The following is a 22,952-nucleotide window of genomic DNA, read 5'->3' as shown; positions in this document are numbered from 1 at the left end:
CTTAATTCAACCCTTCCAGCAACGCCGTGACTTTTTCAGGCGTCAACTTCTCGTGGTAATGACCGTTAATGACAACAACCGGCGCGCCGCAGCATGCGGCCACGCACTCTTCTTCGCGCTTGAGGTAAACACGACCGTCTGCGGTCGATTCACCCAACTTGCAGCCCAAGACCTTTTCCGCATGTGCGACCAAGTCTTCAGCGCCGTTCAACCAGCAGCTGATATTGGTGCAGAACGCCACGTTGTTGCGGCCCACAGGTTGTGTTTCGAACATCGAATAGAAGGTCGCCACTTCGTAGGCCCACACCGGCGGCAAGCCGAGGTAGCGTGCAACGGCAGCGATGAGCTCGTCTGTCAGCCAACCGTTGTTCTGTTCTTGCGCGGCAAAAATACCTTGCAACAAAGCAGAGCGTTTGCGGTCTGCCGGAAACTTAGACAGCCAGTGATCAATATGTGCGCGCGTAGCGTCGGTCAGGGCGACCATTGGGTCGACATGACGCGCGTTTTCAAAATTACCTGTGGCCTTCATCGGTCCACCTCACCAAACACCAAATCATAGGTACCGATCATTGCCACCACGTCGGCCAACATGTGGCCTTTGACAATGGCGTCCATGGACGACAAATGTGCAAAACCCGGCGCGCGCAATTTGACGCGGAACGGCTTGTTCGCACCGTCAGACACCATGTAGACGCCGAATTCGCCCTTCGGCGCTTCGACAGCACAATAGGTCGAACCTTCCGGCACCGAATACCCTTCAGAGAACAACTTGAAGTGGTGAATCAATGCTTCCATGTCGTCTTTCATTTCTTCACGACGCGGCGGCGCAACTTTGTAGTTGTCAACGAACACCGGGCCCGGGTTGGCCTTCAGCCATTGAATACATTGCGCAATGATGCGATTGGATTGACGCATTTCTGCGACACGCACCAAGTAACGGTCATAGCAATCGCCATTGCTGCCAACCGGAATGTCGAAATCGACTTCTGCATATTTGGCATACGGCTGCTTCTTACGTAGATCCCATGCAATACCACTACCCCGCAACATGGCACCCGACATACCCCATTGGTACGCTTGCTCTGGCGTGACAATGCCGATATCGACTGTGCGTTGTTTCCAAATACGGTTGTCCGTCAACAAGGTTTCGTATTCGTCGATGCGGCTTGGGAAAGTCTTGGTGAAATCTTCGAGATAATCCAACAAGCTGCCTTCGCGCGCTTTGTTGAAAGCCTTCAATTTGCTGCCCTTGCGCCAGGGCGATTCGTGGTACTTCGGCATGGTGTCCGGAAGATCACGTGCGACGCCGCCCGGACGATAGTAAGTCGCGTGCATGCGCGCGCCGCTCACTGCCTCGTAGGCGTCCATCAATTCTTCGCGTTCGCGGAATGCGTAGAGGAAGACGGCCATCGCACCCAGATCGAGCGCGTTGGAACCGATCCACATCAAGTGATTCAAGACGCGGGTGATTTCGTCGAACATCGTGCGGATGTACAAAGCACGATCCGGCGGCGTGATGCCCATCAGCTGTTCAATGGCACCGACATACGCATGCTCGTTACACATCATCGAAACGTAGTCGAGACGGTCCATGTAGCCAATCGAATGATTGAACGGCTTGGATTCCGCGAGCTTTTCAGTACCGCGATGGAGCAACCCCACGTGCGGATCTGCACGCTGGACAATTTCACCATCCATTTCGAGAATCAAACGCAACACGCCGTGAGCGGCCGGATGTTGCGGGCCAAAGTTCATCGTGTAGTTGCGAATTTCTTGCATCTTTTCTTTTGCATTGCTGGCTAACGCGACGCCCGCGGGACCCGATTGAATTGAACTTGCGGTCATTTCATTTCTCCGGCAGGCCCAATACGCGATGCAATTTTGAGATCCTTGCTTTCGCCAATGGCGGTGACCGTACGTGCATCGTCACGGATGACGCGCGGAACGCCGACACGGGGTTCAACTGAAGTCACTGGCTCGTAAATGACGCGTTCCTTCTCTGCGTCATAACGCACTTCCACGTTTCCGATCAGCGGGAAGTCTTTGCGGAACGGATGGCCGACAAAACCATAGTCGGTGAGGATTCGGCGCAAATCCGGGTGTCCGACAAAAATGATGCCGAACAAATCGAAAGCTTCACGCTCAAACCAATTGAGACCCTGCCAAATCGATGTGAGTGAGTCGACGGTCGGCATGCGCGCATCTTCACAGAAGCACTGAACCGTCAGACGTTGATTGTTTGAAATCGACAACAACTGCAGCACGACTTGGAAGCGCTTTGCGCGGACTTCATCAGGCATTTCTTCACCTGAATGTAGGTCCGTATGCGTCGGGAACTCGCCCCAAGAGAAACGTCCGGGACCCATCGCATCCACGCCGCGGCTGAAGCCTTGCGACGAAACGTCGGTATCCCATTCGCCTTCGCCATAGCCGAGGTGATCCACACCACAGATGTCCATGGCTTGCTCGAACGCAAAGTCGTTTTTCAGCACTTCGTTGGTCTTGTACCAGGCTGCGGCAGACACACTCAGCGTGACTTCGCCGCGCGGAAGCGCAACGTCAACGGTCGCGTCCGGAAATGCCGTGCGCAGTGCATGTGCGAATTGTTCAATGGTCTGGGTCATATCAGATCAACGCGCCGTAACGATGCGAGTGTCGGCGGCATTTTTACGTTCGCCCCAAACAGTGTCGCGCCGAATCTTCTTTTGGAGTTGCAAAATGCCGTAGATCAGCGCTTCTGCGGTCGGCGGGCAGCCCGGCACATAAATATCCACAGGCACAACGCGATCACAACCGCGCACAACCGAATACGAGTAGTGGTAGTAACCGCCACCGTTGGCGCAGCTACCCATCGAGATGACCCACTTCGGCTCAGGCATTTGGTCGTACACCTTGCGCAAAGCCGGTGCCATTTTGTTGACCAAGGTGCCGGCAACAATCATGACGTCGGATTGACGCGGGCTCGGACGGAACACCACACCGAAACGGTCGAGATCCAAACGTGCCGCACCCGAATGCATCATTTCAACCGCGCAGCATGCGAGACCAAAACTCATCGGCCACATCGAACCCGTGCGCGCCCAGTTCCAAAGCGCGTGCATGCTGGTGGTGACAAAGCCTTGTTGCATGACAGGGTTGTCGCCTTCCGGACGCAACAAGTCGTCAAGGCGCCCTTCCGGCAACGGATTGAAGAACGGCGTGTGACTCACTCCCATTCCAGGGCTCCTCGCTTCCAAACATAGATAAAGCCAATGAACAACAGCGTCAGGAAGATGCCCATCTCGATCAAACCGAAGATGCCAAGGTCACGGAACACCAATGCCCACGGAAAAACGAATGCAATTTCGAGATCGAACACGATGAACAAAATGGCAAGCAAGTAGTAGCGGACGTCGAATTTCAGACGCGCGTCTTCAAAGGGCAAGAAGCCACATTCGTAAGGAGACAGTTTTTCAGCTGAAGGCGCTTTAGGCCCCAGAAGATTACCGAGAACGATCAGGGCAATGCCGATACCGATCGCAACAATTAAGAACAAAAGTGTAGGCAGGTATTCGGCGAGCACGATCCGTCGGTCCCTTCTGTCTTTGAGTGGCGGCTCCGGACATAGTGTCCGGAGCGCCATAGAGTGGTGCCCAAGGGGGGACTCGAACCCCCACGACCTAAGCCGCTACCACCTCAAGGTAGTGCGTCTACCAATTCCGCCACCTGGGCAATCTTTTTCGCATGATGTTTTGACGCGCCATGCGAGCGCATAAGTGTAAACCGTATTAAGGTTTTTGCGAAGGCGTTTGCGTTGTATTTTCAGCGTTTGGCGTCGTGTTTTGTGCAGGCGCTGCTGTTGCAGGTGCTTGCGGAACAGGCGTTGCTGAAGACGCAGGTGCTTGCGGTACTGCGTTGTCCGTTTTTACCGGCGTATTCGTGACCGGTGCGGCAACGGGGGCATTCGCCATCACGCTACCTTGCGCGCCGTTAACGCTGTCCGTCGGACGTTTAACATTCATCCAAGCCATCAAGAGCGTAAGCACGAAAAAGCTAACACCCAGCCACTTCGTGCTTTTCGACAAGAAGCTCGCTGAACCTTGCGAACCGAACACAGTGCCGGAGGCGCCCGCGCCGAAGCCCGAACCTGCCTGTGCACCTGCACCGCGTTGCAGAAGAATCAGAACGGTCATCGACACAGCGATGAGCACGTACAAGATATTGAGAACAAGAATCAACATTAAGCAGTCATCCAAACATTACAACGCAGCTGCAGCAGCCGCGATGCCTAGAAAATCTTGCGCCACCAAAGAGGCGCCACCGACGAGGCCGCCGTCGACATCCGGCTGTGAGAACAGCAAGGCGGCGTTGTCGGCCTTCACGCTACCGCCGTACAGGATCGGGAGCGAGGCGGCGATTCTACCATCCAAGGCAGCTATCTCGCCACGAATGAACGCGTGAACCGCCTGCGCTTGCTCGGGTGACGCGGTTTTACCGGTGCCGATTGCCCAAACCGGCTCATAGGCCACGATCGCACCGTCCAGACCCGCGACGCCAACCTGTTCGATCACGGCGTTCAGTTGATCGCGAATCACCGATTCGGTTTCGCCAGCTTCGCGCTGGGCCAAGGTTTCACCGACACACAGCACGGGCACAATACCGGCAGCCTTTGCCGCGGCAAACTTCGCAGCGACCTGCGCGTTCGATTCGGCATGGTATTCGCGACGTTCGGAGTGGCCGACCAAGGTATGTGTCGCGCCGATATCCGACAGCATGTCCGGGGCAATTTCACCCGTATACGCGCCTTTTTGATGCGCGCTGACATCTTGTGCGCCGAGCGCAATGGCTCCGCCCGTAAACGCCTGAATCAAACCCGGCAAGTACACCGACGGCGGAAAGACAATGGCTTGGACGTTCCCCGGCATGCCTGCCAGGTCTTTCATCAGCGCGTGCGCGGAAGCCAGATTGCCGTTCATTTTCCAATTACCGGCAACAATTTTCTGACGCATAAAAGTGATCCTTAAACGAGTTTGATTTCGCGCAACCGTTCCATCAGGTATTCATTCGCCGTAATTGCTTCGGCATACCGACTCGGGTTGTCCGGTGTGATCGTGGAAGGCAACACGCCCACCGATGCATCCGGATTGAGATGTAAGAAAAATGGCGTCGAATAACGCGGTGCACGCGCGTTGGCACCCTTCGGGTTGACGACACGATGCGTGGTCGACGGATAGACGTGATTGGTCATCCGTTGCAACATGTCACCGATATTCACGACGATGGTGTCAGCATCCGCCGTAAAGGGAACCCATTCGCCCTTTCGTGATTTGACTTCAAGACCTTCGGCGCTCGCGCCCACTAACAACGTGATCAGGTTGATGTCTTCGTGCTCACCTGCACGAACATTCGGCACATCGCCGTCAGGAATCGGCGGGTAGTGAATCGGACGCAAGATGGAGTTGCCGGAGTAAGTACGCTCGACAAAGAAATCAGGCGCAAGACCCAGATCAGTCGCCAGGATTTCCAACACCACATTGCCCAACGAATCCAAGGATTCGTACAGGCCATAACCGATCGTTTTGAATTCGGGCAGCTCGGAAGGCCACACATTGGGCTGCATGATTTCGGCGTACTTCGAGTCACGCGGAATTTCACGGCCGATATGAAAGAACTCTTTCAAATCAAAATGTGTCGCGCCTTTTGCAGTCTCAATACCAAATGGCGTAAAGCCGCGTGCACCGCCTGAACCCGGCACCTTGTATTGCTGTTTGACTGCATCCGGCAGCGAAAAGAAGGCTTTGAATACGTCATAGGCCGCATCAATAGAGGCGGCGGCAATACCATGATTGCGAATCCCCGCGAAACCCCACTCGCGGTATGCATCGCCCAATTTTTTGACGAATGCGGCGCGCGCAGCGGGATCCGTTGTGCCCGTGTATTCGCTGATATCAAAGGTGGGAATCGGACTCTGGCTCATGACTTGCTCAATGTGCACTTTCGACGATGGCGGCTAATGCTTGCAGGGTTTCTTCGACTAATCGTGCGTCGTCCGCTTCCACAGTCACGCGAACAACAGGTTCGGTGCCGGAAGGTCGAAGGAAGGCACGCCCCCTACCCTCGACTTGTTTGCTGGCATGCGCAAGAGCCGCCACGACTTCTTCGCGCGCAACAACTTGTTTTGCGTTGTCGATTCGGACATTGCGTGTTTTCTGCGGCACTTTCGTCAAACCGTGCAAGGCTTCGACGAGTGTTTCACCCGATTCGCGCAAAGCTTCCAAGACCTGTAATGCGGCGATGATGCCATCACCCGTTGCCGAGCGATCCAAGCAAAGCACGTGACCTGATGCTTCACCGCCAAGAACCCCTTGGTTCTCAAGCAGCATTCGCAGGACATAGCGGTCACCGACGTTGGAACGCATGAACGGTATGCCCAGCTCGCCCAATGCTTTTTCGAAACCGAAATTGGTCATCAAGGTTCCGACGACGGGCCCTCTCAAACGACCTTGGCGCTTCCAATGACGCGCAAGCACGTACAAGATGTCGTCACCGTCGCGTACTGCGCCTGAGCCATCAACCAAAACGACGCGATCACCGTCGCCGTCAAAGGCAATACCGAGTTCCGCGCCCAACATCACAACTTTTTCAGCCAGGGCCTCCGGGTGGGTTGAGCCAACACCGGCATTGATATTGGTGCCGTCAGGTTCCACGCCCAGTACATCGACGCGCGCGCCTAACTCACGAAACACCATCGGGCCGATTTGATAATTCGCACCATTGGCGCCGTCAATCACCACATGCATGCCTGACAGGTCCACACCCTTCGCGATCGAGTTTTTGCACGCTTCGACATAACGCCCAATCGCGTCGCGTGTACGGATGGCCTTGCCCAGCTTTTCGGATTCGACCGTGGCAAACGGCGTTTCAATCGCGGCTTCGATGGCGAGCTCCATCGCGTCATCAATCTTTTCGCCGTCTGCGTTGAAGAACTTGATCCCATTATCAAAATGCGGATTATGTGATGCAGAAATAACGATGCCGCCGTCTGCGCGTAGCGAACGCGTGAGATGCGATACGGCAGGTGTCGGCATTGGACCCATGAGTTGTACGTCAACACCTGCCGCGACCAAGCCGGCCTCAAGTGCCGCCTCGAACATATAGTTCGAGATGCGTGTGTCTTTGCCGATGACCACCACTGGCTTGCGCCAGTTGCCGCGCGCGTGATGTTGCTCGCTCAGCACGCGTCCATAGGCATTGCCGAGTTGCAAGACGAAGTCGGCAGCAATCGGATGTGCGCCTACGCGCCCACGAATTCCATCTGTACCGAACCACTTGCGGCTGTTCAAGCCAATGTCTCCTCATCCTCAGCAGGTGCCGGCTTATTGCCCAGCATGGCCAAAAGAGACGCAATGCGGTCACGCAGTTCACGGCGATCGCAAATTTGATCGATGGCGCCGTGCTCCAATAAAAATTCCGAGCGCTGGAAGCCTTCGGGTAGCTTTTCGCGAATGGTTTGTTCGATCACGCGAGGACCCGCAAATCCGATCAGCGCTTTGGGTTCACCGATATTGATATCGCCCAACATTGCCAAGGACGCCGAGACACCGCCCGTGGTCGGATTCGTTAACACAGAGATATAAGGCAGGCCCTGCGCGCGCAAACGTGCGAGTGCTGCGGAGGTCTTCGCCATTTGCATCAATGAGAAGAGGCTCTCTTGCATGCGTGCGCCGCCGCTGGCTGCGAAATTGACAAACGGTGCGTTCAGGCGAATGGCCTCTTCCACACCCAATGCAAAACGCTCGCCCACAACCGAACCCATCGAACCCGCCATAAAACCGAAGTCAAATGCGCTGGCCACGATCGGCATGCGTTTTAGATGGCCGGCGTACGCAATCAGCCCCTCAGATTCACCTGAGCTCTTTTGCGCCGCTTTGATACGGTCTGCGTACTTCTTTTGATCTTTGAATTTCAGGACATCAACGGGTTGCAGATCGCTGCCAATCTCCCTCAACGGACCCGCGTCCAAGAACGCGTGCAGGCGCGCACGTGCGCGAATCGACATGTGATGCGCGCACTTTGGGCACACCTGCAAGTTTTCTTCCAATTCACGGGCATACAGGACGGCACCGCATTCATCGCACTTTTCCCAAAGGCCTTCTGGGACATTGCGCTTGCGGGCTTCGCCACCTGCATCCGTACGTATACGTGTGGTTGTAATTCGTTTCAGCCAGGACATGGAATACTTCGATCCAGAGAGCCCGACAGTCTAGCCGACGTGTCGGGCAAGTCCAATTGAGCTCAGGCCTGCGGGGCCGTGGCACCTGCCTCGATGTTCTCGATCAGGTTGTCGACATTTTCTTCCAACATCCGGCGGTACAAATCAAGCATGTACTCGATGAACGCCTCTTTGTTGGCTGAAGGATTGGTTTCATAACCAATATAGGCGTGCGAGTTATAGCGCGCCGCCGCGTACAAAATGGCCGCACTCACGCGCTTCATACCGAATGACTGCCCTTGCTGGTTGGCAAGTTCCAAGTAGGCATTCGTCGCAGTGAAGAATTGCGGATCCAATGCAACGCCTTCTTGTCCATTTGTTTCGGTTTGGGTGGTTTCGTTTTCGCTCATTTTTTCAGATCCGGAAGTGAACTTTCACAGGCGTTTTGGACTTCATGGCAATCTGCGCGGCGTGATTCAAAGACCACCTCGCGCATCAACTCGCCATCTTTGAAGCCATGTTGCGTTTCGATTTCGTCACAAACGACAACGCCCCACGGCTCGATCGTAGTGATGACCTCGAATAACTCGTCGATTCTAAACCCGCCGGAAAGCAGAAAGGGCTTCGTCAGCTCTTGCGGCAGCCATTTCCAGCTGGAGTGTGACGCACTGCTCGGAGGACCACTGGCGCGAAATACGAACCCGGCGGCATTTGGGAAACTGGCGTGCAGGAGCTTGCCATCTGTACCAGGCGGCAACAGCGCCTGCTCAAAGGTCTTCAGAAATGGAATACCGAAGGCACGGCAAAACGCATCCTCTTCACGCCCGGAAAAGATGACCAAGTTCGGCCTGAGCTGTTTGATGATCTCGCGAACTTCTTGCTGCGTATTGTCGGAAAAGGAAGCCACTGAGCCCACCAGCGGCGTGATGGCCTGTCGCATGCTGCGCGCGGCCTCCACACGGACGGCATGTGCGCTGTCTTGACCAAAATGAAAAGAGACGGCGTCAGCGCCCAGTTCGCCCGCCAGGCGTACGTCGCCTGGACGCATAAATCCGTCAAACAGCGTTCGGGTACGAAAAAGTGATCTCACGCGTGGTGACCTCTTCCGGCAAGTTCCAATTTTCAGAATAGCGCGGCCCGATGAACACCAATCCACACGCGGGCGCTGTGACCCCGCCCTGCGTCCGATCACGCATGTCCAGCAACTCGCCGAGCCAGTTCACTGACTTGCGTCCCTTTCCGACCTCTAACAACGCACCCACGATATTGCGCACCATATGGTGCAAGAAGGCATTGCCTTCAACGTCCACGTGCAACACCTCACCTTCACGCGTCACTGAAATATTCGACAGAAATCGCCGTGCATGTGGTGCTTCGCATTGCGAGCTACGAAAGCTACTGAAGTCATGCTCGCCGACAAGTGCTTGCGCGGCCAAATGCATCGCGTCTGCATCCAATGGATGCAATTCCCAAGCCAAATACTGGGACATGAAGCCCGGCCGCGTCTGTCGGTTGAGCAAGCTATAGCGATAGCGTCGACGCACTGCGGAAAATCGCGCATTGAAATCCGACGCAACCGGCTGGCACCAAGCGACGGCCACGCTTCTTGGCAGGTTTGCGGTGGCGCCCAACAGCCAAGCACGCGCGTCACGCCGCACGTCCGAATCGAAATGAACCACTTGGCAACGTGCGTGGACGCCGGCATCTGTTCGACCTGAGCAGGTCACCGAAATCGGCTGATTTGCAACCTTCGAGAGCGCGTCTTCAAGCGCTGCCTGAACAGAAGGCACAGATTCGTCGGATCGCTGCCACCCACGAAAGGCACCCCCATCGTATTCAACCCCTAAGGCAAATCGAATGGCGGGCGCTCCGTTCAACGAAGGTCGTTGAGCAATTGCTCTGCTGCTTTGTGCGTTTCAGGAAGCAGGCTTTCTTGTAAGAGCGTTTGTAGAATTTCGCGCGCCGTGTGCTTGTCACCGACGACGATGCAAGCACGCGCCTTCGCAATTTTCGACAAAGCATCGTGATCCTCTGAGATCGGATCTGCTTTCGGCACCGGGACAGGTTCGTGTGAAGGCTCGACGTTGGCGTCTGCGTTTTTGACCTCAGCTGCGTAGGCTGCTTCAGACACCGCAGAGGCAGCGGCGAGATCCTGCATCCAACGCGGTGTGCCTGCCGGCTTTGCGCTCGACTTCTTACGGCCACGGAACACCCAGACCAAACCCGCTAACAAGACCGCCGCGATCAGTGCCCAGGTCAGACCCATCCACGGGAAATGGTTCGCGCCTGCTGCGTCTTTGCCCTTTTCGGTCTGGCGGGTTTGTAGATTCTTCTGCGCGCTCGCCAACTGCGTGTCTTTAATCGCAATCAGCTGCGCTTGCTTGTTTTTCAATTGTTCGAGCTCAGCAACGCGTGATTTCAACTCGTTGATCTCTGCGTCTTTCGTGGCGATCGACTCGTTGGCCTGCTGAATCTGTTGTTGAAGCATGTCGCCATCCCCTTGTTTGCCTCCCCCACTGCGCGTGGTCGGTGCATCGTTATTCGCCGTCGGCGCGACGATTTTCAAACGCGCCTCGCTCAGTGCCTTTGGCGCGGCGGACGCACTCGTTCTGCTCTCGTTCGCAGCCTTGTTCGCAACCGTCGACGTATCGGTCGGTCGAACGGTGCGATTGGCGACTGAAGGTGCCGCTTTGGCCACGGCAGCGCGATCCTCAGCCGAGGGTGCCTTAACGTCGAGACTGCCTTCCGGCGTGCGCAATATTGCGCCGGCTTTCAATCGGTTGATATTGCCACCGATGAATGCATCGCTATTGAGTTGCAGCAATTGCTGCATTGTTTGGGTCGGATCGCCGTTGTTGCCCGCCATCGCGCGTGCGATCTCGCCCAATGTCTGACCATAGCGAATGGGCCCATACGTTCGACCGGAGGCGACGACGCTCGATGCACTGCTCGACTCAGGTGCTGATGCGGTGTCCGCAACGCTCGATACCGGTGCTGCCGAGGTGGCGACACTGGGTGTCGTCGTTTGTTCGGGTAGTGCCTCAGTGACGGTCGACTCAGCACGCACCACGGCGTTGTTTGGCGCAACTGTCGGCGCTTGAATCGCCGGCGGCGTGCCTGAGATCGTATTCGGCGGTGTCATCAAGGCCGAATATTCGCGCACCAAGCGACCGTCCGACCATTGCACCTCCACAAGGAAGTCGAGCTCGGTCAGCGTGACCGGTGTGAGGCTGGTGACCTTTACAAAGGGCTTACCGTCTTCGCCTGTCTCGATCGAAAAATGCAAATCGGAGACCAAGCGGTCCGGCAGCGGCAGGCCGACACGAATAAACGTTTCAGGGTCAGCCAGCTTTGCACTGAGCTCTTGTAGCTCGGCGGGATCGCTCGAAATGATGGGGATATAGGCAAGAAACGGTTCGTTCAGGCGCGACTTGACTTGGATTTGCCCCAGACCCAGCGCCCATGCAGGCGCGCTAGCCAAGACAAAAGCCAGTGCAATCACAATGACTTGCAAGAACTTCTTCATGTCAAGCCCCAATATCCTCATCGCACTGTAGAGGCATTTAGGGGCGCTTGGCAATTAATTCCGCAATTTGCACAGCGTTCAATGCAGCGCCTTTGCGAATATTGTCAGACACGACCCACAGGTTGATGCCGCGCGGATGCGAGATATCTTCGCGAATTCGACCGATGTAGACCGCGTCTTTGCCCGATGCATGGGTCACCGGCGTGGGATAGCCCGCAGGTGCCCTTTCATCAACCACTTCTGCACCCGGCGCATGCATCAGCAAGTCGCGCACTTCTGTTGCACTGATCTTTTCGCGCGTCTCAATGGAGACCGCTTCAGAGTGACCGAAGAACACGGGGACGCGCACCACGGTCGCATTGATTTGAATGGACTCGTCGCCCAAGATCTTGCGCGTTTCCCAGACGAGCTTCATTTCTTCGCTGGTGTAACCGTTGTCTAGAAAGTCGCCGCCATGCGGAATGACATTGAACGCGATTTGAACCGGATACACCTCAGGTTCGGCCGCGTTGAAGTTGAGCAAGTCAGCGGTTTGCTTGCCCAACTCTTCCATGGCGCGTTTACCCGTGCCCGACACCGATTGATACGTTGCAATATTCAAACGCTCGATGCCAACCTTCTTATGGATGGGTGCAATCGCGACCATCAACTGCATCGTTGAGCAATTCGGGTTCGCCACAATGCCCTTGGGGATATTTTTCAGTGCTTCAGGATTGACTTCAGAAACGACCAAAGGCACGTCTGGATCCTGACGAAAGGCCGAGGAGTTGTCGATCACGATGGCGCCGGCAGCAGCAAATTTCGGCGCATAACGTTTCGACGTTTCGCCACCCGCAGAAAACAAAGCAATATCGACGCCTTTCGGATCAAAGTTTGCAAGGTCTTGCACGATCAATCTGCGATGACCGTAGTCGACCTCAGACCCTGCAGAGCGCTCGCTCGCCAGGGCGATCACTTCATCGGCGGGAAACTTGCGCTCGGCAAGAATCGACAGCATCACTTCGCCCACGGCGCCTGTTGCGCCCACTACTGCAACTTTCATATCTAGTCTCGAAACTCTCTTTGGATGGGGGATTAAATCTGATAACTCCCCGGTAACATACCGGGCGTGTCGTGGACGACTTCGCCGCACTGGGCACGATGACGCATTGCTTGGTCCATGAGGACCAGTGCCAACATGGCCTCGCAAATCGGCGGCGCCCGCAGGCCGACACATGGGTCATGCCGACCGGTGGTTACGACCTGAACCGCCTGCCCGTTGACGTCGATGCTCGAGACCGGAATTCGCAGACTTGATGTGGGCTTGAAGGCCACGCCGACGCGAATGATTTGTCCGGAGCTGATGCCACCCAGAATGCCGCCCGCATGATTGGTCTCGAAGCCCGTTGCGCTCAACGCATCTCGATGGACCGAACCGGGTTGTTCAATGCTGTCAAAGCCAGCACCGATCTCCACCCCTTTGACTGCGTTGATCGACATCATGGCGCCTGCGATTTCCGCATCGAGCTTTCCATAGAGTGGTTCGCCCCAGCCGGCCGGGACGCCTAAAGCTTCCACATACACACGCGCACCGCAGGAATCGCCAGACTTACGCAAGGCATCAAGATGCGCTTCAAGGGCTGGCACTTGTTCCGCGTTTGGCCAAAACAAACCGTTGTCTTCAACGACACACCAATCGATTGCGTTTGCCTTGAATCCGCCCGCCTGCGTCACGCAAGCGCGCACCTCAACGCCATAGGTGTGACGCAGCCACTTCTTAGCAATCACGCCAGCCGCGACACGTATGGCGGTTTCCCGCGCACTACTCCGCCCCCCGCCATTCGGATCGCGTCGACCGTACTTCCGGTCATAGGTGTAATCGGCGTGACCCGGTCGATAGCTATGTGCAATGGATGCGTAATCTTTGCTCCGCGCATCGACATTGCGAATCACGAGCGCAATCGGTGTACCCGTTGTGATGCCTTCGAAAACGCCCGACAGAATTTCGACTTCATCCGGTTCATGGCGTTGAGAGACGTGCCGGGATTTTCCCGTCGCACGTCGCGCAAGGTCTTCGACAAAGTCTTTCGGCGCGAGTGGGATGTCAGGTGGGCAACCGTCCACGACACAACCGATGGCGGGGCCATGAGACTCGCCAAAGGTTGTCACGCGGAGCAATTTGCCGAAGGTATTCAAGCGCGTGCGTCCGCCAGGCTGCGAATACGGTCGTGATGTTGAACGAGGTCTTCGCGTTCGACCACGAAGATGCCCATTTGACCCACCTTGAACTCCACCCAGGCCATCGGCACTTCAGGCAACAGTGCAGCCAAAGCCATTTCCGCTTCACCGACTTCGCAAATGAGCAAACCGTCTTCATTCAGATGCGCCGGTGCATCGCGCATGATTTTCAGCGCAAGGTCCAATCCATCATCGCCGGCCCGCAAGCCGAGCTCCGGTTCGTGTGCATATTCCTTCGGCAAGGCATCTGTTTCGTCGTTCGTGACGTACGGCGGATTGGTCACGATGAGATCGTATGTGCGACCACCGAGTTGCGTGAACAAATCCGACTTCACGAACGACACATTGTCTGTCAGCAAACGCTTCTTGTTTTCTTCGGCCAATGACAAGGCATCGTCAGACAGATCGACGCCGTCCACTTGCCAGTCAGGCTGGTAATGCGCCATAGCGATCGCGATACACCCCGAGCCCGTGCACAGATCGAGGGCGGAAGTGACTTCACGGCCGCCGAGCCAAGGTTCGAAACCTGACTCAATCAATTCGGCAATGGGAGAACGCGGTACCAACGCGCGGCTGTCAGATTTGAAAGACAAGCCGGCGAACCACGCCTCACCCGTCAAATACGCCGCTGGAATGCGTTCGTTGATCCGTCGATTGAACAAGGCCAGGATTTTTGCCTGCTCATCCGCGGTGATGCGCGCAGCCCCGTAGACAGGCGACAAGTCATGCGGCATGTGCAGCGCGTGCAAAACCAATTGCGTGGCTTCGTCCATGGCATTGTCAAAACTATGGCCAAACGTCAAACCCGCTTCATTGAAACGGCTGCCGCCATATCGGATGTGATCGATGATTGTGCGCAGTTCAGGTACGGATGCGGGAAGCACAGGGCAAGACTCTTCGGATGAATGCCACAGTATAGAGGCCAGTGGTCGTGCAAACGGTATGATGGCTCGGTCTCAAAGCCAGTGACTTTTCATGTTCAATCGCTCGACCTTGTGGATTCTTGTCATCGCCTTCGGATTGGCCGGTCTGGTCTCCGGCTGGCTGTATTTCAACCGCCCTCAGGCCCCAGCTGAAGCCCCTGCGCATCCCCCTTTGCGCGCTGTCCAATTGATGGACGCACCGAGGGATTTGCCGACATTTACGCTTCAGCGCACCGAAGGGCAGCGCTTTACACCTGCCGATTTGAAGGGTCATTGGACCTTGATTTTTCTCGGTTTCACCCATTGCCCTGATATTTGCCCAACGACCTTGGCGACGATGAAGCCTGTCCAAGCCCATTGGCGCGAAGCGTTCCCGGATGCAACGCGGCCGCAGCTCGTTTTCGTGAGCGTCGATCCGAATCGGGACACGCCGGAAGTGGCGCAACGCTACGCAAGTGCGTTTAGCCCGGACACCGTGGCTGCAACTACGGACGAGGCGAACTTGCTCAAATTCACTCAATCGCTGTCGATGGTCTTTATGCGCAACGCGCCAGACGATGCCAAAAAACCGGATCAATACAGCGTCGACCACTCCGCTGCGATGGCAGTCATCAATCCGCAGGGCCAACTTGCAGGCTTTTTGAAAGCACCGTTTGATCCTGCAGCCATCACACAGGACATGGATGCTTTGACGCGAGCACGCGCGCCGTGAGCGCCGTCACGTGGTTGACTTATGTATTGCCGCATCGCGCATTGTCTAGCGCAGCACGCAAACTCGCCTACTCGCAGAACCCGAAAATCAAACAATGGTTGATTGATACGGTCGTGCGGAAATTCGGGGTGAACTTGTCGGAAGCAGAAGAATCCGACGCATCACGCTACGCATCTTTTAATGCGTTCTTTACACGCGCATTGAAAGCGGGCGTGCGTACGCCACCGACGGCGCCAAATTGGCTTTCCATGCCGGCAGATGGACGCGTCAGCCAATGCGGAAAGATCGAAGCCGGTCGTATTTTCCAAGCGAAGGGTCAATCGTTCACGACCGCAGAGTTGCTGGGTGACGACGCATTGGGTGCACGCTTCAACGATGGTGAATTTGCCACGATCTATTTGTCACCGCGTGATTACCACCGAGTACATATGCCCTGCAAAGGCACCTTGGTGGAAACACTTCACGTGCCAGGCCGCTTGTTCTCCGTTGGTCCGGATGCGGTTCGCAACGTGCCGAGGCTGTTCGCACGCAACGAGCGTTTGGTCTGCCACTTCGATACTGAGTTCGGCCCGATGATGATGGTGATGGTCGGCGCGCTCTTGGTGTCTGGTGTTGAAACCGTTTGGAGTGGCGTTGAAATCCCCGCTTACGGTGATCGGATTCAACGCAAAGACTGGCGCGGCAAAGGCATCACGCTTGATGGCTTTGCTGAAATGGCACGCTTCAATTACGGCTCAACGGTGATTGTGCTTTTGCCTGAAGGTAGCGGCGTGTGGTCGAACGCTATGACAGCAGAAGCACCGGTTCGCTTGGGCGAACCGATGTTTGAACTGCAGCGCTGAGCCTCAGCTCAGGGCTTGCACTTTGACAATCGCAAGACCTGCCCGGGCTTGATGCTGTAGCGCGGTGCCTTGAGCTTGTTGTCTTTCGCCAGGCTCGCAACATTGCATTTGTAATCGCGGGCAATGCTATAGAGCGTTTCACCATTCGTTACGCGGTGCGAGTCGGGTGATTTTTTTGCGGAAGGCTGCAATTTGCTTGCAGCTTGCGGATTAGACGGTTTGATGACCGCTGGCTTCTGCACGACCACCGCAGGATCAACGACGCCGGATGTAGCCTCTGCTGGCCGGTTATTGGCTACGAGATCCGAACTATCACCGCCATCAACGGTTCGATTCACCAAGGTCCCCACGCGCACAATGGCAGTCGATGGATCCGCACTGATCACCTGACGCGCAATATCAGCGCGTTTGCCATTCACGCAGTTCCAGCTGTATGCACGCGACATCGTCGAGTTGACCGTGATCGTCGTGCCGGCCTGCAGCCATTGATTCACATCCAATCGCGGATTCATATTGCGAAGGGCCCGCTGGAAGCCATCTGTGCCGCGCTGATTCCCCATGCAAATCGTCAGCTCGTTCAATGTGGTCGGCTTCTGCAGACGCAAACTGACTTGCTTGTTAGAAATGCGCGGGAACCGCAGGCCATAATCTTTCGCGTGGAGATACAACCACGCGGCCGCAATCACCATCGGGACGTAATCACGGGTTTCTGCAGGGAACTGGTTGTAGACGGTTGAATCCCAGAAATTCCGTCCGCCGGTCGCGTTGAAGATGCGCAAAGCGCGCCCTTCTCCACCGTTATAGGCGGCCAAGGCCATCTCAATGCTGCCATTGAGTTCTGCGTAACGTTCAACGATATAGCTTGCGGCCGCCTCGGCAGACATGCGTGGGTCGTAACGCGTGTCGAAGCCTGTACCGTCATTGCCAAGGCCGAAGCGACGACCCGTTGCCGGCATGAATTGCATGGGGCCAATTGCGCCCACACGCGAGCCCACATGCACTTTGCCATTCGATTCTTTGGTCACGATGCCGAACAAAAGCGCTTCTGACAGGCCGTACTTATGAAAGGCCGGTGCCATCTGAGGCTTCAAATATTGAAAGTTCTCATAACTTGTCATCAACGACGGGCGCATATCCGTCAGCCAACGACGGATGCCTGCTTGCACGGCCGGATTCATTTGAACGCGCGCCAGAAAGTTGCGGCTGCGATCGTCCAACAGCGCATCTGCGGTCGCGCCCTCGGGCACATTCTGGCCGGTCACATTGATGCGATCTTCGGCGTCGATGTCATCAATGTCGACTTCTTCACTGGCATCTTCAACGGCAAGCGCACGCTTATAGACTTCGAGCAACGGCACCATTTGGCAGCCTTTCATTGCACCGCATTGCTGCAGCAAGCCGTCCATTCGGGTGATCAAGACATCACGCGCATCGGGCGACTCGGCCGCCTTGACCTCAGCTTCCAAACGGGTCATCTCGGCTTGTAACGCGGCCTCTTTCTTGTTTTTAGCCGCAAGCGCGGGTGTCGCCAACATGGCAAGGATCAATGGCGTGGCCGCCAAAACGCACTTTTTTGCAGATTGCACTTGTTTTGTTCCGAGTTCGTGAAGCAGAACTCCGAGCCTAGACGCTCCGGCTGTTTTGGGCAAGGACGCACACACGCGAAAAATGGCATAGGTACAGATAGAATGAATTTTTCTGCGCGGAGCTTTCATGGATCCCATCTTCGTCGGCAAAGGTGTCAGCACACCGGACAGCATCAACGTTGAATTGCTCCCGAAATACGGCAATCGCCACGGATTGGTCGCAGGCGCCACCGGCACTGGTAAGACCGTCACCTTGCTGACACTGGCAGAAGGCTTTTCGAAGCGCGGGGTCCCCGTGTTCCTTGCAGACGTCAAAGGCGACGTCGCAGGCTTGGCGATGGCGGGTGCCGGCAATGAAAAAATCGATGCACGTGTCAAAGAACTGGGCGTGCAGGATTTTGCCCATGCGGCCAATCCGGTGGTGTTTTGGGATCTGTGGGGCCAAAAAGGTCACCCGGTCCGAACCACGGTCAGCGAAATGGGGCCCTTGCTGCTCTCTCGCATCCTCGAATTGAATGACACGCAAAGTGGCGTGCTCGATATCGTCTTCAAACTTGCAGACGACCGCGGTTTGCTTTTACTGGATTTGAAAGACTTGCGCGCTTTGTTGGGATTGATCGCCGACGAACGAAAAGATATTTCAACCAGTTACGGCTTGGTCAGCGTGCAATCCATCGGTGCCATTCAGCGCGCCTTGTTACAAATCGAACAACAAGGCGGAGATGCGTTCTTCGGCGAACCCGCCTTGGATCTCAACGATTTGATGCGCACCACCCTCGACGGCAAGGGCGTGTTGAACATCCTCGCGGCCGACCAACTGATTCTGAAGCCGCGTTTGTATTCGAGCTTCTTGCTTTGGTTGCTCAGCGAACTGTTCGAACGACTGCCTGAAGTCGGCGACCTGGACAAACCGAAGTTGGTCTTTGTGTTCGATGAAGCGCATTTGTTGTTTGATGATGCCCCGCCCGCTTTGCAACAACGCGTCGAGCAGGTTGTGCGCATCATTCGCTCAAAAGGCGTTGGCGTGTACTTTTGTTCGCAGTTCCCGGACGACGTGCCAGACGCCATCTTGGGTCAGCTGGGCAATCGTTTTCAGCACGCGCTTCGCGCCTTTACGCCGCGCGACCAAAAAGCGGTTAAAACAGCCGCTGAAACTTTCGTTCCCAATCCAGCGATCACGGATCTCGTTCAGACGCTTTCGAGCCTTGGTGTCGGCGAAGCACTGGTGTCAACCTTGCAAGACAAGGGCATCCCAATGCCCGTCGAAAAGACCTTGGTGGTACCACCGGGCTGTCGCTTGGGCGCCATCACCGATGCAGAGCGCATGCAAGTGCGCGCAGCAAGTCCGGTGGGCGGCAAGTACGACCAGCCGATTGATCGCGAGTCAGCAGCTGAATTGCTTTTGAAAAAGGCACAAGCCGCAACAGAAGCGGCCAACGCGCCGCCGGCGAAGCCCATTGAATCGGCAGAAGCAGAATCGGAAGGCGGTATTGGCCAAGTGGTCAAAGATGCACTCTTCGGGACGAAGCGCCGTCAAGGCATGATCGAAACCATGGCCAAACAAACAGCGCGCACGATGGGCTCACAAGTCGGCCGTCAAATTTTGCGCGGCGTTTTGGGCGGCATGTTTGGTGGGCGACGCTGAGGCGTCGCAGCGCGCATGGGACGTTGGCGACCGCCACCTGCACACAGCACCGCGCTCATCACGCCTGATGGGCACGCGGTACTGAAAGCGGAGCTCGATGACCTTTGGCGCGTACGTCGGCCAGAAGTCGTGCGTGCGTTATCAGCTGCGGCGGCGGAAGGCGACCGTTCTGAGAATGCCGAATACATTTATCGCAAGAAGCAGCTTGGCGAAATCGATCGTCGTGTTCGCTATTTGAGTAAACGTATCCCTGCACTGAAAGTCGTCGCAGACGCACCTTCGGATCCGGAGTGCGTTTTCTTTGGCGCACAGGTGACACTGGAAGACATTGAAGACGGGCGCAACGTCACCTACCGCATTGTCGGACCCGATGAAACAGACTCACTCGAGGGTCGTATCAGCATCGACTCGCCCATGGCACGCGCCCTGCTAAAGCGGCGCGTGGATGATGCGTTCGAAGTAGATCTTCCGATAGGCAAACGCAGCTATGTGATTGCGGCTGTCGTGTACACAGCTTAGTCGTCGAACGGGACTTCGCCGTAGAGATCGTGTTCGTCGCTACCCATGATGTCCACTTCAACAAAATCACCCGGCTTAAGGCCTGCCTCAAAACCGTTTTGAATTTGCACGAGGCCATCGATTTCCGGTGCATCTGCTTTTGAGCGGGCAATGGCAAGTTCACCATCAATCTCATCGACGATGCAGGTTTGTCGGCTGCCCACCTTCGCAGCCAGTTTTGCTTCCGAAATTTCTGCTTGCAACGCCATGAATCTCGCCAATCGCGATGCTTGCTCTTCCGGCACAACATGATCGGCGATGTCGTTGGCGACTGCGCCTTCAACGGGTGAATAAGTAAACGCCCCGACGCGATCTAACTGCGCGTCTTCAATGAAGTCGAGCAGCATTTGGAAGTCTGCTTCCGTCTCGCCCGGGAATCCGACGATAAAGGTGCTCCGAATCGTGAGGTCGGGACACATCTTTCGCCAGTTGTGTACGCGCTGAAGGGTCTTATCAATTGCACCCGGTCGCTTCATGGCCTTGAGTACTTTCGGACTCGCGTGTTGGAACGGAATGTCGAGATACGGCAGGATTTTGCCGTCGGCCATTAAGGGAATGATGTCGTCAACATGCGGATACGGGTACACGTAATGCAGTCGCGTCCAGAGTCCGAGTTCAGACAAGCCTTCGCACAATGACTTCATGCGCGTTTCATAGGTTTTGTCATGCCACGTGCGCGGCGCATAACGCACATCGACACCATAAGCGCTCGTGTCTTGCGACACGACCAAGAGTTCTTTCACACCGCCCATCGCCAATTTCTCGGCCTCACGCAAGACCTCATCGACAGGTCGCGAGACCAAGTCGCCGCGCATCGAGGGAATGATGCAGAACGTACAACGATGGTTACAGCCTTCTGAAATTTTCAAATAGGCGTAGTGCTTGGGCGTCAGCTTGACGCCGTAATCCGGAATCAAATCGATAAACGGATCGTGCGACGGCGGCAAGGCTTCGTGCACGGCATCCATCACGCTCACGTAGTCCTGCGGCCCACTGATCGACAACACGCCGGGATGCGCTTCACGAATGATGTCCGCACGTTTGCCGAGGCAGCCGGTGACGATCACTTTGCCGTTCTCTGCCATCGCTTCGCCAATGGCATCCAATGATTCGGCGACGGCCGAGTCGATGAACCCGCACGTGTTGACGACCACCACATCGGCATCGTCATAGTTGGGCGCCACCGCATAGCCTTCCACTTTCAGCTGAGTCAGGATGCGTTCGGAATCGACGAGCGCCTTGGGACAACCGAGGCTGACGAAACCGACTTTGGGTGCGGCGTTGGACATGGGGGCGTGGTTCTTATCGAAAGACCGGACTATTCTAAAGCGCATCCCTTTGAAGCGTTCCCACTATGGAAGTCGTCACCCTTTCCGTTGCAAAGTGTCCGGACATCGATGCCTATCTGGCCGTACCCAAAGCACCCACCACGGCTGGAATCGTGGTGTTGCAGGAAATTTTTGGGGTGAATGCGCATATCCAAGACCTTGTGCGCAGGTATGCCGAAGCGGGCTATATGGCCATTGCACCCGCCATTTTTGATGTGGAAACCCAGGGCGTCGTACTTGAATACGATGCGGATGGCATGCAGCGCGGACGCGATCTTGCCACGGCTGTGGGTTTCGAGCGCGCCCTGCAGGTGATACAGGCAGCGCGCGACGCCTTGCACGAACGCGGCATAGACGCGGTCGGGACAGTTGGTTTTTGCTGGGGCGGCTCGTGGTCATATCTCGCGAATACACGATTGGGCATGCCCGGGGTGAGCTACTACGGCGCCCGATCCATGCCCTTCATGGATGAAAAGCTGCGCGCACCCATGCAGTTTCATTTCGGTGAGAAGGACGCATCCATTCCAGCAAGCGATATCGAGACGACGCGACGCGCGCATCCTGAGGCTGAGGTGTATGTCTATCCTGATGCGGGCCACGCATTTAACCGCGATGTCGATCCTTCGCATTACCATGCAGCTTCTGCGCAATTGGCGAACGAACGCACGCTGCGCTTTTTTAGGGAATCGTTGATTTGAGCCAGACGCATTGGCAACTGGATGCGCGTTTACAAGCCGATACGCTGCCACTGGGCGATTGGCCGGTGTGCCGCGTGCTGTTGATGGATGACACGCACTACCCGTGGCTGATTCTCGTACCGAGAGTGCCTTCAGTGTCAGAGTTGGTCGACTTGTCCGCAGAACAGCGTGCGCAAGCCACTGTGGAAGTAGATCGCGCAGCGCATGCACTTCGCGATGTGTTTACACCGGACAAACTCAACGTCGCCGCCTTAGGCAATGTGGTCAATCAACTGCATATCCACGTCATCGCCCGATTCAAAGCGGACGCGGCGTGGCCTGCACCCGTTTGGGGTGCCTTCCCTGTCGAGAAGCGCCCATCACAACAATCCGATGCACTGTCCGCGCAACTGCGCGAAGCGCTGCATGCCCGCCTCCCCCTCCAGGAATGCACATGAAAAAACTTGCCCTTTTGTCGCTGCTGCTTGTCAGCCAATTTGCTTCGGCCGGCCTCTTCAGCAAGAACCCGGCGAAGTCTGCGGAAGAAGCTGCAGCGGCGGCCATGCCGGCCGTCACCATTTTTGTGGACGCCTCGTGGGGATTTCGCAAGCAAGGTGCGGCCAACAGTTTGAGCGAGGCCCACGGCGCGTTTTATGCGCGTGGCTATCACGTGGTGAGCGTGCAGCCCTACGTGGAGAACTCAGACTTGATCGGCTTCTTCGTCACCTACGAACGCAACCGCTAAGT

The 22,952-nt window shown here is 56.1% G+C and carries 26 protein-coding genes and 1 tRNA gene; 7 read left to right on the top strand and 20 right to left on the bottom strand.

The features are described from left to right. Window position 1: 1 nt before the first annotated feature. From nuoE to prmB, 18 genes are all read right to left on the bottom strand, one after another. A complete protein-coding gene (gene nuoE / locus G7069_RS08425) occupies window positions 2–529 on the bottom strand; it encodes an NADH-quinone oxidoreductase subunit NuoE (protein WP_166296405.1) in 528 nt (175 codons plus the stop codon). Next, the gene (locus G7069_RS08420) at window positions 526–1,779 is read right to left on the bottom strand and encodes an NADH-quinone oxidoreductase subunit D (RefSeq protein ID WP_240912669.1); all 1,254 of its coding nucleotides are present in this window, start codon (window positions 1,777–1,779) and stop codon (window positions 526–528) included. The genes nuoE and G7069_RS08420 overlap by 4 nt, the downstream gene beginning before the upstream one ends. A 62-nt stretch (window positions 1,780–1,841) precedes the next feature. Further along, complete coding sequence (locus G7069_RS08415) at window positions 1,842–2,624, bottom strand: NADH-quinone oxidoreductase subunit C (RefSeq protein WP_166296399.1); 783 nt, start codon at window positions 2,622–2,624, stop codon at window positions 1,842–1,844. A 6-nt stretch (window positions 2,625–2,630) separates the two neighbouring features. Continuing rightward, entirely contained in the window at window positions 2,631–3,215 is a 585-nt protein-coding gene (locus G7069_RS08410) for an NADH-quinone oxidoreductase subunit B (RefSeq protein ID WP_166296396.1), read from the bottom strand. Then, window positions 3,206–3,562, bottom strand: coding sequence for an NADH-quinone oxidoreductase subunit A (locus G7069_RS08405; protein ID WP_166296393.1), 357 nt, complete (start codon window positions 3,560–3,562; stop codon window positions 3,206–3,208). Before G7069_RS08405 ends, G7069_RS08410 begins: the two co-directional genes overlap by 10 nt. A gap of 64 nt (window positions 3,563–3,626) precedes the next feature. Next, a tRNA-Leu gene (locus G7069_RS08400) sits at window positions 3,627–3,711 on the bottom strand. A 56-nt stretch (window positions 3,712–3,767) separates the two neighbouring features. Next, window positions 3,768–4,220, bottom strand: coding sequence for a preprotein translocase subunit SecG (gene secG, locus G7069_RS10770; RefSeq protein ID WP_166296390.1), 453 nt, complete (start codon window positions 4,218–4,220; stop codon window positions 3,768–3,770). Window positions 4,221–4,238: 18 nt separating this feature from the next. After that, complete coding sequence (gene tpiA / locus G7069_RS08390; protein WP_166296387.1) at window positions 4,239–4,988, bottom strand: triose-phosphate isomerase; 750 nt, start codon at window positions 4,986–4,988, stop codon at window positions 4,239–4,241. A gap of 11 nt (window positions 4,989–4,999) precedes the next feature. Then, entirely contained in the window at window positions 5,000–5,956 is a 957-nt protein-coding gene (locus G7069_RS08385) for an isopenicillin N synthase family oxygenase (protein ID WP_166296384.1), read from the bottom strand. Window positions 5,957–5,963: 7 nt separating this feature from the next. Beyond that, a complete protein-coding gene (glmM, locus tag G7069_RS08380; protein ID WP_166296381.1) occupies window positions 5,964–7,322 on the bottom strand; it encodes a phosphoglucosamine mutase in 1,359 nt (452 codons plus the stop codon). Then, the gene (gene accD, locus G7069_RS08375; protein ID WP_166296378.1) at window positions 7,319–8,212 is read right to left on the bottom strand and encodes an acetyl-CoA carboxylase, carboxyltransferase subunit beta; all 894 of its coding nucleotides are present in this window, start codon (window positions 8,210–8,212) and stop codon (window positions 7,319–7,321) included. Before accD ends, glmM begins: the two co-directional genes overlap by 4 nt. Window positions 8,213–8,274: 62 nt before the next feature. After that, complete coding sequence (locus tag G7069_RS08370; protein ID WP_166296375.1) at window positions 8,275–8,601, bottom strand: DUF3144 domain-containing protein; 327 nt, start codon at window positions 8,599–8,601, stop codon at window positions 8,275–8,277. Then, window positions 8,598–9,239 (bottom strand): N-(5'-phosphoribosyl)anthranilate isomerase, encoded by a 642-nt coding sequence (locus G7069_RS08365; protein ID WP_166296372.1) that lies wholly within the window; start codon window positions 9,237–9,239, stop codon window positions 8,598–8,600. The genes G7069_RS08370 and G7069_RS08365 overlap by 4 nt, the downstream gene beginning before the upstream one ends. 7 nt (window positions 9,240–9,246) lie before the next feature. After that, complete coding sequence (gene truA, locus G7069_RS08360) at window positions 9,247–10,050, bottom strand: tRNA pseudouridine(38-40) synthase TruA (RefSeq protein WP_166297666.1); 804 nt, start codon at window positions 10,048–10,050, stop codon at window positions 9,247–9,249. Window positions 10,051–10,064: 14 nt separating this feature from the next. Continuing rightward, window positions 10,065–11,717, bottom strand: coding sequence for a FimV/HubP family polar landmark protein (locus tag G7069_RS08355; RefSeq protein ID WP_166296369.1), 1,653 nt, complete (start codon window positions 11,715–11,717; stop codon window positions 10,065–10,067). A gap of 37 nt (window positions 11,718–11,754) precedes the next feature. Further along, entirely contained in the window at window positions 11,755–12,759 is a 1,005-nt protein-coding gene (locus G7069_RS08350) for an aspartate-semialdehyde dehydrogenase (RefSeq protein ID WP_166296366.1), read from the bottom strand. Window positions 12,760–12,791: 32 nt separating this feature from the next. Next, window positions 12,792–13,892, bottom strand: a complete 1,101-nt coding sequence (aroC, locus tag G7069_RS08345) for a chorismate synthase (protein ID WP_166296347.1) — start codon at window positions 13,890–13,892, stop codon at window positions 12,792–12,794. Next, the gene (prmB, locus tag G7069_RS08340) at window positions 13,889–14,818 is read right to left on the bottom strand and encodes a 50S ribosomal protein L3 N(5)-glutamine methyltransferase (protein ID WP_166296344.1); all 930 of its coding nucleotides are present in this window, start codon (window positions 14,816–14,818) and stop codon (window positions 13,889–13,891) included. The genes aroC and prmB overlap by 4 nt, the downstream gene beginning before the upstream one ends. Before the next feature lie 91 nt (window positions 14,819–14,909). Here prmB and G7069_RS08335 point away from each other — a divergent pair, with 91 nt between their 5' ends. Continuing rightward, the gene (locus G7069_RS08335; RefSeq protein ID WP_166296341.1) at window positions 14,910–15,569 is read left to right on the top strand and encodes an SCO family protein; all 660 of its coding nucleotides are present in this window, start codon (window positions 14,910–14,912) and stop codon (window positions 15,567–15,569) included. Beyond that, window positions 15,566–16,411: an archaetidylserine decarboxylase gene (asd, locus tag G7069_RS08330; RefSeq protein ID WP_166296338.1), complete on the top strand. Its 846-nt coding sequence runs from the start codon at window positions 15,566–15,568 to the stop codon at window positions 16,409–16,411. Before G7069_RS08335 ends, asd begins: the two co-directional genes overlap by 4 nt. 8 nt (window positions 16,412–16,419) lie before the next feature. Here asd and G7069_RS08325 read toward each other — a convergent pair whose 3' ends face one another. Further along, window positions 16,420–17,997 carry a transglycosylase SLT domain-containing protein gene (locus tag G7069_RS08325; protein WP_166296335.1) on the bottom strand — a complete coding sequence of 526 codons (1,578 nt, stop codon included), beginning with the start codon at window positions 17,995–17,997 and terminating at the stop codon, window positions 16,420–16,422. Between the two features lie 127 nt (window positions 17,998–18,124). Here G7069_RS08325 and G7069_RS08320 point away from each other — a divergent pair, with 127 nt between their 5' ends. Next, a complete protein-coding gene (locus G7069_RS08320) occupies window positions 18,125–19,642 on the top strand; it encodes a helicase HerA-like domain-containing protein (protein WP_166296332.1) in 1,518 nt (505 codons plus the stop codon). Between the two features lie 15 nt (window positions 19,643–19,657). Further along, window positions 19,658–20,161 carry a transcription elongation factor GreB gene (gene greB / locus G7069_RS08315; RefSeq protein ID WP_166296329.1) on the top strand — a complete coding sequence of 168 codons (504 nt, stop codon included), beginning with the start codon at window positions 19,658–19,660 and terminating at the stop codon, window positions 20,159–20,161. Here greB and rimO read toward each other — a convergent pair. Further along, on the bottom strand, window positions 20,158–21,489 hold the full coding sequence (gene rimO, locus G7069_RS08310) for a 30S ribosomal protein S12 methylthiotransferase RimO (protein ID WP_166296326.1): 1,332 nt from the start codon (window positions 21,487–21,489) through the stop codon (window positions 20,158–20,160). The two genes, greB and rimO, sit on opposite strands and share 4 nt — an antisense overlap. Before the next feature lie 65 nt (window positions 21,490–21,554). Between rimO and G7069_RS08305 the strand changes: the two genes are divergently transcribed. Genes G7069_RS08305 through G7069_RS08295 form a run of 3 tightly spaced genes read left to right on the top strand, consistent with a single transcriptional unit; the run spans window position 21,555 to window position 22,950 of the window. Beyond that, window positions 21,555–22,226, top strand: coding sequence for a dienelactone hydrolase family protein (locus tag G7069_RS08305; RefSeq protein WP_166296323.1), 672 nt, complete (start codon window positions 21,555–21,557; stop codon window positions 22,224–22,226). Then, window positions 22,223–22,663: an HIT domain-containing protein gene (locus G7069_RS08300; RefSeq protein ID WP_166296320.1), complete on the top strand. Its 441-nt coding sequence runs from the start codon at window positions 22,223–22,225 to the stop codon at window positions 22,661–22,663. Before G7069_RS08305 ends, G7069_RS08300 begins: the two co-directional genes overlap by 4 nt. Continuing rightward, on the top strand, window positions 22,660–22,950 hold the full coding sequence (locus G7069_RS08295; protein WP_166296318.1) for a hypothetical protein: 291 nt from the start codon (window positions 22,660–22,662) through the stop codon (window positions 22,948–22,950). The genes G7069_RS08300 and G7069_RS08295 overlap by 4 nt, the downstream gene beginning before the upstream one ends. Window positions 22,951–22,952 lie beyond the last annotated feature (2 nt).

It is taken from the genome of Lysobacter sp. HDW10 (genome assembly GCF_011300685.1).
GTDB lineage: Bacteria > Pseudomonadota > Gammaproteobacteria > Xanthomonadales > Xanthomonadaceae > Solilutibacter.
This window is presented reverse-complemented; position numbering and strand designations above follow the sequence as displayed.

Bases quoted from the DNA above. Each gene is read 5' to 3' on its own strand.
- nuoE (WP_166296405.1), bottom strand. From the start codon at position 529: ATGAAGGCCACAGGTAATTTTGAAAACGCGCGTCATGTCGACCCAATG.
- G7069_RS08420 (WP_240912669.1), bottom strand. From the start codon at position 1,779: ATGCAAGAAATTCGCAACTACACGATGAACTTTGGCCCGCAACATCCG.
- G7069_RS08415 (WP_166296399.1), bottom strand. From the start codon at position 2,624: ATGACCCAGACCATTGAACAATTCGCACATGCACTGCGCACGGCATTT.
- G7069_RS08410 (WP_166296396.1), bottom strand. From the start codon at position 3,215: ATGGGAGTGAGTCACACGCCGTTCTTCAATCCGTTGCCGGAAGGGCGC.
- secG (WP_166296390.1), bottom strand. From the start codon at position 4,220: ATGTTGATTCTTGTTCTCAATATCTTGTACGTGCTCATCGCTGTGTCG.
- tpiA (WP_166296387.1), bottom strand. From the start codon at position 4,988: ATGCGTCAGAAAATTGTTGCCGGTAATTGGAAAATGAACGGCAATCTG.
- G7069_RS08385 (WP_166296384.1), bottom strand. From the start codon at position 5,956: ATGAGCCAGAGTCCGATTCCCACCTTTGATATCAGCGAATACACGGGC.
- accD (WP_166296378.1), bottom strand. From the start codon at position 8,212: ATGTCCTGGCTGAAACGAATTACAACCACACGTATACGTACGGATGCA.
- G7069_RS08370 (WP_166296375.1), bottom strand. From the start codon at position 8,601: ATGAGCGAAAACGAAACCACCCAAACCGAAACAAATGGACAAGAAGGC.
- G7069_RS08365 (WP_166296372.1), bottom strand. From the start codon at position 9,239: ATGCGTCCAGGCGACGTACGCCTGGCGGGCGAACTGGGCGCTGACGCC.
- G7069_RS08355 (WP_166296369.1), bottom strand. From the start codon at position 11,717: ATGAAGAAGTTCTTGCAAGTCATTGTGATTGCACTGGCTTTTGTCTTG.
- G7069_RS08350 (WP_166296366.1), bottom strand. From the start codon at position 12,759: ATGAAAGTTGCAGTAGTGGGCGCAACAGGCGCCGTGGGCGAAGTGATG.
- G7069_RS08335 (WP_166296341.1), top strand. From the start codon at position 14,910: ATGTTCAATCGCTCGACCTTGTGGATTCTTGTCATCGCCTTCGGATTG.
- G7069_RS08320 (WP_166296332.1), top strand. From the start codon at position 18,125: ATGGATCCCATCTTCGTCGGCAAAGGTGTCAGCACACCGGACAGCATC.
- greB (WP_166296329.1), top strand. From the start codon at position 19,658: ATGGGACGTTGGCGACCGCCACCTGCACACAGCACCGCGCTCATCACG.
- rimO (WP_166296326.1), bottom strand. From the start codon at position 21,489: ATGTCCAACGCCGCACCCAAAGTCGGTTTCGTCAGCCTCGGTTGTCCC.
- G7069_RS08305 (WP_166296323.1), top strand. From the start codon at position 21,555: ATGGAAGTCGTCACCCTTTCCGTTGCAAAGTGTCCGGACATCGATGCC.
- G7069_RS08295 (WP_166296318.1), top strand. From the start codon at position 22,660: ATGAAAAAACTTGCCCTTTTGTCGCTGCTGCTTGTCAGCCAATTTGCT.